Source organism: Microbispora sp. NPDC088329 (assembly GCF_040685655.1).
Classification (GTDB): Bacteria; Actinomycetota; Actinomycetes; order Streptosporangiales; family Streptosporangiaceae; genus Microbispora.
Genome location: NZ_JBFBIP010000023.1, coordinates 39,269 through 50,252, shown reverse-complemented (window position 1 = coordinate 50,252; position 10,984 = coordinate 39,269). Strand labels below are relative to the sequence as shown.

The following is a 10,984-nucleotide window of genomic DNA, read 5'->3' as shown; positions in this document are numbered from 1 at the left end:
GCTGTTCAGTTGTTGTGCTCGGGCCGATTGTGGCCCGGTTCTCATTGTGGCCGGTTATGGAAAAGGAGCGGCGAAGAATCGCCGCTCCTTCCTCACCTTATCGGCGAAGGCCAAGCCGCTCAATGAGGGAGCGGTAGCGGGTGATGTCCTTGGCCTGCAGGTACTTCAGCAGCCGGCGGCGGCGGCCCACCAGAAGGAGCAGACCACGACGGCTGTGGTGGTCGTGCTTGTGCGTCTTCAGGTGCTCGGTGAGGTCGCTGATCCGCTTGCTCAGAAGCGCGATCTGGACCTCCGGCGACCCGGTGTCACCCTCGGTGGTGCCGTACTCGCCGATGATGGCCTTGGTGGTAGCGGCGTCAAGCGACACTGCTTCTCCGTTCTGATGAAGTGGCACGCGCAACGATTCCAAGCCCGCGAACGACCGTGCGTGCCTACAGTCGCCGTGACAGGACAGCCGGGCGGCTCACGCCACCTGAACATGGCTGACATACAACCCTACCAGCTCGGCGGACACACCCTGTCACGACGCGCCACACAGAAGGTTCAGGAAGTGAGCTCGCGGGCCCGGGCCACGTCGTCGTGCATCTGCTCGATCAGCGCCTCGATCGAGTCGAACCTGAGCGTGTCGCGCAGCCGCTCGCCGAAGTCCACGGCCACGTGCGCGCCGTAGAGGTCCAGATCGTCGCGGTCCAGCGCGTACGCCTCGACCGTGCGCTCCACCCCGTCGAACGTGGGGTTGGTCCCGATCGAGATCGCGGCCGGCCAGCGCTCCCCCTCGTACGGCGAGGGGCTCTGGGTGCACTGCAGCCAACCCGCGTAGACGCCCTCGGCGGGAATCGCGGTGTGCTGCGGCGACTCCACGTTGGCGGTGGGGAAGCCGAGCGCCCGGCCGCGCTGGTGGCCGCGGACCACCACGCCCTCCACCCGGTGGGGGCGGCCCAGCAGGGCCGCGGCGCCCGCGACGTCCCCCACGGCCAGCCGCTCCCGGATCAGCGTGGAGGAGATGGCGTCGCCGTCGCTGACCAGGGGAACGGCTTCGGCCGTGTAGTCGTACTTCTCCCCCAGCGTCCGCAGCGTCTCCACGTCGCCCGACGCCTTGTGGCCGAAGCGGAAGTTCTCCCCCACCACGACCCCCGCGGCGTGCAGCCGGTCGACCAGAGCCGTCTGGACGAACTCGTCCGGCGACATCCGGGAGAACTCCAGCGTGAACGGCAGCACGCACACCGCGTCCACGCCCAGCGCGAAGAGCAACTCGGCCCGGCGGTCGGTGGTGGTCAGCCGCGGCGGGTGGCTGCCGGGCCGTACGACCTCGTCGGGGTGCGGGTCGAAGGTGACCGCCACGGCGGGCAGCCCCAGATCGCGGGCCATGTCCACCGCGCGGGCCACCATGCGCTGGTGACCGAGATGCACCCCGTCGAACACGCCGATCGTGACGACGGACCTGCCCCAGTCCTGCGGGACCTCGTCCAGCCCGTGCCAGCTCTGCACCTCGACCTCGCTTCTGTGTCCAATTGCCACGCCTTGCCTCGGCGGCTCGGGCGCCTGCGGTCCGTCGGCGCGCAGTAGACAAGACTGCCATGCCCCAGGGGGTGCCGGGGAACCAGGGTGCCGGGGAACCAGCCCCGGCGTCAGGAGACGAAGACCACCAGAGGCCGGGCGGTCCCGCCGCGCTCCTCGGCGAGCGCGAGCAGCGCACCGTCCGGCCCGAAGACGCCGATCGGGCCGGGCCCGAGGCCCGCCCCACGCAGCCTGCCGCCGTGCGCGACCAGCCGCGCCTCGTCCTCGCCCACGTCCCTGCGGGGGAAGGCCGCCGCCACCGCGTCGGCCATCGGCATGATCACACACTCCCGCGCGAGGTCCTCGATCGTACGGGCGGCCTCGATGCCGTACGGCCCGACCCGGGTGCGGCGCAGCCGGGTGAGGTGGCCGCCGACGCCGAGCGACGCGCCGAGGTCGCGGGCGAGGGCCCGGATGTAGGTGCCGCTCGAGCACGTGATCACGGCGTCCAGGTCCACCGTGTCCGGGGTTCGCCTGATCTCCCCGACCTCGAAGGCGTGGATCGTGACCGGCCGGGCGGCCAGCGCGACCTCCTCGCCGGCACGGGCCCGTTTGTAGGCCCGCTGCCCGTCGACCTTGATGGCGCTCACCTGCGGCGGCACCTGCATGATCTCGCCGGTCAGGGCCGCGACGCCCTCGCGCACCTGCTCGTCGGTCACGTGCCCGGCGGGCGTGGTGGCGACCGTCTCGCCCTCGGCGTCGTCGGTGTTGGTCGTCACGCCGAGGCGGATCGTCGCCTCGTAGACCTTCTCGGTCAGCGCGAGGTGCCCGAGGAGGCGGGTCGCCTTCTCCACCCCTATAACCAGCACACCGGTCGCCATCGGATCGAGTGTGCCGGCGTGGCCGACCTTGCGGGTGCCCGCGATGCCGCGCATCTTGCCGACGACGTCGTGCGACGTCCAGTCGGCCGGCTTGTCCACGATGATCAGACCGCTCGGCGGCGGCGTTCTTCTGGCCTGCGTTCTTCTCGGCTGAGCCGTGCTCATGACGATTTCCAATGCGAGATCACGGGGGCGGGGTCGGGGTGAGGAGAGGGCGCAGGGCGGCCATGGTGTCCGTCACGGACAGCGCCGAGGAGAAGCCGCCGGCGCGCGTGTGGCCGCCGCCCCCGAGCGCGGCGCAGGCACGTGCCACGTCCACCGCGCCCTTCGACCGGGTCGAGACGTTCCAGCCGCCCTCGTCGTCCTCCTTGAGCACGACCGCTATCTCCGCCTCGTCGACCCGGCGCACGACGTCGATCACGCCTTCCACCTCGTCGTACGGCAGGCCCTCCGCGGCGCGGTCGGCGCGGCTCACGTAGGTCCACACCAGGCCCAGCCCGCCCGCGGCGTCCGGCTCCAGAGTGGCCCGGCCGAGCGCCGTGCCGAGCACCCGCAGGTACGCGAAGGGCGAGCGGTCCCACAGCTCCCTGGCGATCTCCTCGGGGCGCAGTCCCGTGGCCAGCAACCGACCGGCCATGGCGTGGGCGGCCGGAGTGGTGATGGAGTGCCGGAAGGAGCCGGTGTCGGTCACCAGCCCCGCGTACAGGCAGGTGGCGACATCCCGGTCGATCGGGAGGCCGAGCCCGCGGATGAGCTCTTCGACGACCATCGTGGTCGAGGCGGCCGAGGGGTCCACCAGGTGAACCGTCCCGAAGCGGGTGTTCGACACGTGGTGGTCGATCACGACGAGTTCGCCGGCCTTGCCCGCGTGCGGCGCGAGCAGGCCCAGCCGTTCCATCGTGGACGCGTCGAAGCTGATCATCAGGTCGGGCTCGGCGGGGTAGGCCGACGGCTCGACCAGCAGGTGCTGCCCCGGCAGGAACCGCAGCAGCCGCGGCACGGCGAAGACGCGGTCGCCGAAGGACGCGACGACCTTCCTCCCGGTGCGCGCCAGCGCCAGCCCGAGGCCCAGCATCGAGCCGAGGGCGTCCCCGTCGGGGGACACGTGACAGGCGAGCGCGAGCGTGTCGGCGGCGCGGATCAGATCGATCGCGCGCCGCCAGTCCGCCTCGCCGACGGCGCTTTCGTTCGCGGTCACCGGGTGGGGCGTCCCGCCCGGCCGGTGGGCTCGTCCTCGCCCTCCTCCTCGGCCGCCTCGGCGTCGAGGTCCTCGGGCAAGCGGTAGGGGTCGGCGTCCCCGGCGAACTGCGCGCCCTCCGCCTGTCGGGCGATCTCCGCGTCCTTCGCCCTGGCCAGTGCGAGCAGGTCGTTCATGTGACGGGCGCTGTCCGGGAGCGGGTCGTGCACGAACGTGAGGCCGGGGGTGTGCCGCAGGCCGGTCTGCCGGCCGACCTCGGACCGGATGATGCCCTTCGCGCTCTCCAGCGCGGCGGCCGTGTCGGCGCGCTCCGCCTCGGAGCCGAAAACCGTGTAGTAGACGGTCGCGTCGCTCAGGTCCGCGGTGACCCTGGCGTCGGTCACCGTCACGAACCCGAGCCGCGGATCCTTGATCCGCCGCTCCAGCATCTCCGCGACCACCTGCTGGATGCGATCGGCCAGCTTTCTGGCACGCGCTGCGTCCATGCTCACGCTCCCTCGTATCTGTACGGCTGACGCGCGGGCCCCCGGCGTCTATTCCTCGTGGTCGTTGAAGAGCCGCCGCCGCGCGGACAGCAACTCGATCTCGGGGTGGTAGGCGACGAGTCGTTCGCAGGCGTCCAGCACCTCGTCGCAGTTGGCCGCGGACGCCGACACGACGGCGATGCCGATCTCGGCGCGCCGGTGCAGGTCGAGGTGGCCCGCCTCGGCGACGGCGACGGCGGGATACTTACGCTGGATCTCGGCGACGAGCGGCCGGACCACCGAGCGCTTCTGCTTCAGCGAACGGACGTCGCCGAGCAGGATGTCAAGAGTAAGAGCACCGATGAACATGGGGTTGTCACCACGTCACGGACGACCGCCGCCGCCCCCGCGTGTGGCGGGGGCGGCGGTCCGGTGCGTCAGACGCGCGGCTTCTCCTGCATCTCGAACGTCTCGATGACGTCCTCGATCTTGATGTCGCTGTAGCCGACACCGATACCGCACTCGAAGCCCTCGCGGACCTCGGTCGCGTCGTCCTTGAAGCGGCGCAGCGACGAGACGGTGAGGTTGTCGGCCACCACGACGCCGTCGCGGATGAGCCGGGCCTTGCTGTTGCGGGTGATCACGCCCGAGCGGACGATCGAGCCGGCGACGTTGCCGATCTTCGGGACCTTGAAGACCTCGCGGATCTCGGCGGTGCCGGTCCTGACCTCCTCGAACTCCGGCTTGAGCATGCCCTTGAGGGCCGCCTCGATCTCCTCGATCGCCTGGTAGATGACCGAGTAGTACCGGATGTCCACGCCTTCGCGCTCGGCCAGGTCGCGCGCCCGCACCTCGGGACGCACGTTGAAGCCGATGATGACGGCGTTGTCGTCGCCCATCGCCAGGTTGACGTCGTGCTCGGTGATGGCGCCGACCGCGCGGTGGAGCACCCGCAGGCGCACCTCCTCGCCGACGTCGATCTTGAGCAGCGCGTCCTCCAGGGCCTCGACGGAACCGGAGACGTCACCCTTGATGATGAGCTTGAGCTCGTCGACCTGGCCCTTCTCGAGGTCCTTGAACAGCTCCTCGAGGGTGCGACGGCGGCCGGACTTGGCCATGTCGGCGATCCGCTGCCTGGCCGCCCGCTGCTGGGCGATCTGGCGGGCCATGCGGTCGTCGGTGACGACGATGAAGTTGTCACCGGCGCGCGGGACGGCCGTCAGACCGAGGACCAGGACCGGACGCGACGGGTCGGCCTCGTCGACCGTCTCGCCGTTGTCGTCCAGCATGGCGCGGACGCGGCCGAACGCCTCACCACAGACGATCGAGTCGCCCACCCGCAGCGTGCCGCGCTGCACGAGCACGGTCGCCACCGGGCCGCGGCCCTTGTCGAGGTGCGCCTCGATCGCGAGGCCCTGGGCGTCCATCTCCGGGTTGGCCCGCAGATCGAGCTCGGCGTCCGCGGTCAGCAGGATGGCCTCGAGCAGGTTGTCGATGCCGACGCCCTGCTTTGCGGAGATGTCCACGAACAGGGTGGAGCCGCCGAACTCCTCGGCCACCAGGCCGTACTCGGTGAGCTGGGCCCGCACCTTGGTGGGGTCCGCGCCCTCCTTGTCGATCTTGTTGACGGCCACCACGACCGGGACGTTCGCCGCCTGGGCGTGGTTCAGCGCCTCGATGGTCTGCGGCTTCACACCGTCATCGGCCGCGACCACCAGCACCGCGATGTCGGTGGCCTGCGCACCACGGGCACGCATGGCGGTGAACGCCTCGTGACCGGGGGTGTCGATAAAGGTGATCTTCCGGTGCTCGCCCTCGTGCGTCGTCGCCACCTGGTAGGCGCCGATGTGCTGGGTGATGCCGCCGGCCTCGCGGGCCACCACGTTGGTGTGGCGGATCGCGTCGAGCAGCTTCGTCTTACCGTGGTCGACGTGACCCATGACGGTCACCACCGGCGGACGCGGCGCAAGGTCGCCCTCGTCGCCCTCGTCCTCGCCGAACTCGATCTTGAAGGACTCGAGAAGCTCGCGGTCCTCCTCCTCCGGGCTGACGACCTGGACGTTGTAGTCCAGCTCGGCGCCGAGAAGCTGCAGCGTCTCCTCGTTGACCGACTGGGTCGCCGTCACCATCTCGCCGAGGTGCAGCATGATCTGCACGAGCGAGGCGGGGTTGGCGCCGATCCGGTCGGCGAAGTCCGACAGGGACGCGCCCCGCGGGAGGCGGATGCTCTGACCGCCGCCACGCGGAACCTGCACGCCGCCGATCGCCGGGGCCTGCATGTTGTCGAACTCCTGGCGCCTCTGGCGCTTGGACTTGCGGCCACGGGTCGGACGGCCACCCGGACGCCCGAACGCGCCCGCCGTGCCGCCACCGCGGCCACGGCCACCGCCGCCACCCGGACGGCCGGCGAAACCGCCGCCGCCACCGCCAGGACCGCCACCGGGACCACCGGGGCGACCGGCACCCGTGGCGCCGGGACGCGGACCGCCGAAGCCCCCACCGGGACGACCGCCGCCGCCACCCGGACGGCCACCGCCGCCGGGACCGCCGGGACGACCGCCGCCGCCACCCGGACGGCCACCGCCGCCGGGACCGCCGCCCGGCGCGGCCGGACGGCCCTGCGGCATCATCATCGGGTTCGGACGCGGACCACCGGGACGCGGACCACCCGCGCCGGGACCCGGACGCGGACCGCCCATGCCCGGCCCGGGACGCGGACCCGCGGGTCCGGGACGCGGGCCACCGGCGCCCGGAGCGCCGGAACGTGCACCCGGCGGACGCGGCATGCCCCCGTCGCGTGCGCCGTCACGACGCGGCTCGCGAGGAGCGCCGTCGCCACGCTCGGGACGATCCCCGCGGTCGGGACGACCGCCGTCGCGGCCGCCGGGCCGCGCGGGGCGCTGGCCCATGCCGCTAGCGTTCGAGGAGAACGGGTTGTTGCCCGGACGCGGGCCGCGCGGGCCCGGCTTGGGCCCGCCGGGACGCGGAGCGCCGCCGGTGGGCGCACCGGGACCTGCGGGTGCGCCACCCGGGCGCGGGGCCGGAGCCGGCCTGGGGCCGGGCTTCGGCGCACCGGCGCCGGGGACACTCGGCCTCGGACCGGCGGCCGCGGGACGCGAGGTCTCCGGACGCGGGGTCTCCGGACGAGGCGTCTGCGGACGGGCGGCCTCGGGGCGCGCCGCGTCCGGCTGTGACACCGGCGGGTGAGGCATCGGGACCGGACGCGGAGCGGGCCGCGGACCGGGCTTCGGGCCCGGCTTGGCCACCGCGCCGGTGGACTGGGAAACGGGCGCCTGCGGGGCGCCCCCGTTGGCCTGGCTCTCTGCCGGCCTCGGCGCAGGCTTCGGCTGCGCCGGACGGGCGGGCTTGCCCCCGCCCTTGGAGGCGTCACCCTTGAACGCCTCGGTCAGTTTGCGGACGACCGGCGCCTCTATCGTCGAGGACGCCGACCTCACGAACTCGCCCATTTCGGTGAGCTTGGCCATGACGACCTTGCTCTCGACCCCGAACTCCTTGGCGAGCTCGTATACGCGGACCTTCGCCACTGCACTCCCTAACTCGGCCCGGGAGGCTTGCAGTGCCGCCGGACCGTCGCTACCTGAACGTACTCATCGCCGCGTGCTCATCAGGCGCTCATAGCAATCTGACTCCGCCCATCAACTCGGCGTCCTACATGACAATTTCGTCGTGCCCTGGCTCCCGGAGCCGATACCGGGGGCCAGCGGTAACCATTCACCCGGACCGCTCCGGAGTCAACCCCTCCAAGTGAGCTTGCAAGAGCGACGTGTCAAGCGATCCCTCCGCGCGGAACGCGCGTGGGAACGCCCGGCGACGCTCGGCGAGCTCCAGACAGCGCGGGGACGGATGCAGTGAGGCACCGCGTCCCGGGAGCCGTCCTCGCAGGTCGGGGACGATTACTCCCTCGACCACGACCAGGCGGAGCAACTCGGACTTTACCGTGCGAACCCGGCAGCCCACACACGTTCTCAGCGGGGCTGCCTGGTAACCATATTCCAGCTTACCTCGCCGACGCATCAGCGGGATCAGCAGGTGCCTGCTCGGTGTCGGGCCGGATGTCGATCCGCCAGCCCGTCAGACGGTTGGCGAGGCGGGCGTTCTGCCCCTCCTTGCCGATCGCCAGGGACAACTGGTAGTCGGGCACGATGACACGCGCGGTGCGGTTGTCGGCGTCGACCACCTCGACACGGGAAACACGCGCGGGCGAGAGGGCATTCCCGACAAACTCGGCCGGATCCTCCGACCAGTCGATGATGTCGATCTTCTCGCCGTGCAACTCCGTCATGACGTTGCGCACGCGCGAGCCCATCGGGCCGATGCAGGCGCCCTTGGCGTTGACCCCGGGCTTGCGCGACCTCACCGCGATCTTGGTGCGGTGGCCGGCCTCACGGGCGATGGCCGCGATCTCCACCGTGCCGTCGGCGATCTCCGGCACCTCCAGCGCGAAGAGCTTCTTCACGAGGTTGGGGTGCGTGCGCGAGAGGGTCACCGACGGCCCCTTCGGGCCCTTCTTCACCTGCACGACGTAGCAGCGGATGCGCTCGCCGTGCGCGTACTCCTCACCCGGGACCTGCTCGTTGTGCGGCAGGATCGCCTCGATCTTGCCGAGGTCGACCAGCACCACCCGCGGGTCCTTGCCCTGCTGGATGACGCCCGCGACCAGCTCGCCCTCGCGGCTGGCGAACTCGCCGAAGTTGATCTCGTCCTCGGCGTCGCGAAGCTGCTGGAGGATCACCTGCTTGGCCGTGGTGGCGGCGATCCGGCTGAAGTTGGACGGAGTGTCGTCGTACTCACGCACGACGTCGCCGTTCTCGTCCAGCTCGGCGGCCCAGATGATCACGTGGCCCGTGTCGCGGTCCAGCTCGGCACGCGCCTTCTGCGCCGCGCCCTCCGTGCGGAAGTACGCGATCAGCAACGCGTCCTCGATCGCCTTGACGACCAGGTCGAAGGAGATGTCCTTCTCCCGCTCCAGGCTGCGCAGGACGCTCATGTCAATGTCCACAAGGCTCCCCCTAGCCCTCGTCGTCGGCGTCGTCGATGTCTTCGTCGACATCGAGGTCCTCATCAAGTTCGTCGTCGAGCCCGGCGTCGCGCCGGTTGAACTCGACCTGCACCCGGCCGCGCACCAGCTCGCCATAGGCGATGCGGCGCGCGCCGTCCAGCTCCACGCCGGTCTCGTCGGCCTCGGTCACCCGGCCCTCCACGGAGGTGCCGTCGCCCAGCTCCGCCTTCACCAGCCGGCCACGCGCCCGGCGCCAGTGGCGCGGCTCCGTGAGCGGCCTGTCGACTCCGGGAGAGGTGACCTCGAGGACGTACGGGCTGCCGCCGAGGACGTCAGCCTCGTCCAGCCGCTTGGAGACGGACTGGCTCACGTCGGCCACGTCGTCCAGGCTCACGCCGCCGTCCCGGTCCACCACGACGCGCACCAGCCGCCGGCGGCCCGCCGGTGTGACCGTCACGTCCTCCAGGTCGAAGCCCTCGGCGGCGACCACCGGGCCGAGCAGCTCAACCAGGCGGCCGCGTCGAGCGTCGCTGCCCATGCAGACCTCCCAATGACGTGTAACTAGCCCGATGTGCCAACAGCCTATCGACACCGGGAGGTGGAAACAGCGCCACACCCGAGCGGCGATCCGACACGTACACGATCATCATGGTCACGGGCGATGACCAGTGGGCGCCGCGCCGTACGATGCTGTGTCGTGAGACACAGCGGCGGGGCACGAGTGACGAGACGTGCGTTGCTGGGCTCCGCCGCCGTGGCCGGTCTGGCGGCGGGCTGTTCCTCGAGCCCGCGGAAACCGGCCGCACCGGCCGCACCGGATCCCCAGACCGTGCTGCTCACCTCGCTGATCGCGAACAAGGAGCAGCTGGTGTCGCTGTACGGGCGGGCCGTCGCCGCCCTGCCGGACCGTGCCGCCGACCTGGAGCCGTTCCGGCAGCGCCACACGGCCCATCTCCAGGCTCTGCGCGCGCTCCTGCCTCCCGGAAGCGGCCAGGGGCCGGCCTCCTCCAGCCCCGCACCTCCGGTCTCGCCGCCGGCGCCGGCGTCCGGCGCGTCACCGTCGGAAGGGCCGACCGCGGTCTCGGTCGGGGCGCTCAGGGACGCCGAGCGGCGCGCGGCGTCGGCGCGACCGGGGCAGATGGCGGCCGCCTCCCCCGCGCTCTCCCAGCTTCTGGCGAGCATCGGCGCCTGCGAGGCCGTTCACGTCGTCGCCCTGGGGAGGGTGCGTGGCTGAAAGCGCGACCGAGAACGCGACCGAGCCCGCCCGCGCTCCGGTCGTCGACGCGCTCGGCCGGGCCCTGTCCGCCGAGCACGCCGCCGTGTACGCGTACGGAGTGATCGGCGGGAGGACGAGCGGCGCGCTGCTGAGGCGCGCCACGGCGGGGTTCGACGCGCACCGGGCACGGCGCGACCAGCTTCGCGCGCTCATCGCCGAGCGGGGCGGCAGGCCCGCCGAGCCCGGCCCCACCTATCGCCTGCCCTTCGAGGTGCGCGAAACCGCCGACGCGGTGCGCCTGGCCGTGCTCGTGGAGCAGCGGGTCACCACCGCCTACCTGGAGCTCGCGGCCGACCGTGACCCGGCGCTGCGGCGGATCGCCGCGCTGGCCGCGCAGGAGTGCGCGACCCGGGCGTACGGCTGGCAGCCGCGGATCGCGGCGTTCCCCGGCATGGACGCGAGCGGTGCCGACTTCGACGTCGCCGTCCCCGATCCGGGGGCCGGGTCCCCGTCGGCGGCCTCCTCAGGACCTGCGGGGTCCGCAGAGGCGCCCGGGCAGGAGGCCCAGCCGGAGCCGTCCGCGCCGGACGGCCAGTAGACGGCGCGGGCCACGGGCCCACGGCCATGAGCGGCTCCCGCACAGGAAGCGGCTCGTGCGAAAGGCGGCGCCGCCGCCCCCTGGGGGACGGCGGCGCAGGCTGTCGGTGA

Annotated in this window: 12 protein-coding genes; 2 read left to right on the top strand and 10 right to left on the bottom strand. The window is 72.1% G+C overall.

Going from position 1 to position 10,984, the window contains the following annotated elements:
- Window positions 1-97: 97 nt before the first annotated feature.
- The 10 genes from rpsO to rimP all read right to left on the bottom strand — a co-directional run bounded on the left by rpsO (window position 98) and on the right by rimP (window position 9,598).
- The gene (gene rpsO / locus AB0O28_RS32265; RefSeq protein WP_193203690.1) at window positions 98-367 is read right to left on the bottom strand and encodes a 30S ribosomal protein S15; all 270 of its coding nucleotides are present in this window, start codon (window positions 365-367) and stop codon (window positions 98-100) included.
- A 176-nt stretch (window positions 368-543) separates the two neighbouring features.
- On the bottom strand, window positions 544-1,488 hold the full coding sequence (locus AB0O28_RS32260) for a bifunctional riboflavin kinase/FAD synthetase (protein WP_363646418.1): 945 nt from the start codon (window positions 1,486-1,488) through the stop codon (window positions 544-546).
- A gap of 140 nt (window positions 1,489-1,628) precedes the next feature.
- The gene (truB, locus tag AB0O28_RS32255) at window positions 1,629-2,543 is read right to left on the bottom strand and encodes a tRNA pseudouridine(55) synthase TruB (protein WP_363646346.1); all 915 of its coding nucleotides are present in this window, start codon (window positions 2,541-2,543) and stop codon (window positions 1,629-1,631) included.
- Between the two features lie 19 nt (window positions 2,544-2,562).
- A complete protein-coding gene (locus AB0O28_RS32250; protein WP_363646345.1) occupies window positions 2,563-3,576 on the bottom strand; it encodes a bifunctional oligoribonuclease/PAP phosphatase NrnA in 1,014 nt (337 codons plus the stop codon).
- On the bottom strand, window positions 3,573-4,061 hold the full coding sequence (rbfA, locus tag AB0O28_RS32245) for a 30S ribosome-binding factor RbfA (RefSeq protein ID WP_363646344.1): 489 nt from the start codon (window positions 4,059-4,061) through the stop codon (window positions 3,573-3,575). Before rbfA ends, AB0O28_RS32250 begins: the two co-directional genes overlap by 4 nt.
- A gap of 48 nt (window positions 4,062-4,109) precedes the next feature.
- Window positions 4,110-4,409: a DUF503 domain-containing protein gene (locus AB0O28_RS32240; protein ID WP_363646343.1), complete on the bottom strand. Its 300-nt coding sequence runs from the start codon at window positions 4,407-4,409 to the stop codon at window positions 4,110-4,112.
- Between the two features lie 68 nt (window positions 4,410-4,477).
- The gene (gene infB, locus AB0O28_RS32235) at window positions 4,478-7,585 is read right to left on the bottom strand and encodes a translation initiation factor IF-2 (RefSeq protein ID WP_363646342.1); all 3,108 of its coding nucleotides are present in this window, start codon (window positions 7,583-7,585) and stop codon (window positions 4,478-4,480) included.
- A gap of 187 nt (window positions 7,586-7,772) precedes the next feature.
- On the bottom strand, window positions 7,773-8,075 hold the full coding sequence (locus AB0O28_RS32230; protein WP_363646341.1) for a YlxR family protein: 303 nt from the start codon (window positions 8,073-8,075) through the stop codon (window positions 7,773-7,775).
- Window positions 8,059-9,048 (bottom strand): transcription termination factor NusA, encoded by a 990-nt coding sequence (gene nusA / locus AB0O28_RS32225; protein WP_363646340.1) that lies wholly within the window; start codon window positions 9,046-9,048, stop codon window positions 8,059-8,061. Before nusA ends, AB0O28_RS32230 begins: the two co-directional genes overlap by 17 nt.
- Before the next feature lie 22 nt (window positions 9,049-9,070).
- A complete protein-coding gene (gene rimP, locus AB0O28_RS32220; RefSeq protein WP_363646339.1) occupies window positions 9,071-9,598 on the bottom strand; it encodes a ribosome maturation factor RimP in 528 nt (175 codons plus the stop codon).
- Window positions 9,599-9,781: 183 nt separating this feature from the next.
- Between rimP and AB0O28_RS32215 the strand changes: the two genes are divergently transcribed.
- Together AB0O28_RS32215 and AB0O28_RS32210 are read left to right on the top strand one after the other, a co-directional pair.
- Entirely contained in the window at window positions 9,782-10,294 is a 513-nt protein-coding gene (locus tag AB0O28_RS32215; protein ID WP_363646338.1) for a hypothetical protein, read from the top strand.
- Window positions 10,287-10,874: a ferritin-like domain-containing protein gene (locus AB0O28_RS32210; protein WP_363646337.1), complete on the top strand. Its 588-nt coding sequence runs from the start codon at window positions 10,287-10,289 to the stop codon at window positions 10,872-10,874. The genes AB0O28_RS32215 and AB0O28_RS32210 overlap by 8 nt, the downstream gene beginning before the upstream one ends.
- Window positions 10,875-10,984 lie beyond the last annotated feature (110 nt).

Coding starts and splice junctions, on each gene's coding strand:
- truB (WP_363646346.1), bottom strand. CDS start 2,543: ATGAGCACGGCTCAGCCGAGAAGAACGCAGGCCAGAAGAACGCCGCCG.
- rbfA (WP_363646344.1), bottom strand. CDS start 4,061: ATGGACGCAGCGCGTGCCAGAAAGCTGGCCGATCGCATCCAGCAGGTG.
- AB0O28_RS32240 (WP_363646343.1), bottom strand. CDS start 4,409: ATGTTCATCGGTGCTCTTACTCTTGACATCCTGCTCGGCGACGTCCGT.
- AB0O28_RS32230 (WP_363646341.1), bottom strand. CDS start 8,075: ATGCGTCGGCGAGGTAAGCTGGAATATGGTTACCAGGCAGCCCCGCTG.
- nusA (WP_363646340.1), bottom strand. CDS start 9,048: ATGAGCGTCCTGCGCAGCCTGGAGCGGGAGAAGGACATCTCCTTCGAC.
- rimP (WP_363646339.1), bottom strand. CDS start 9,598: ATGGGCAGCGACGCTCGACGCGGCCGCCTGGTTGAGCTGCTCGGCCCG.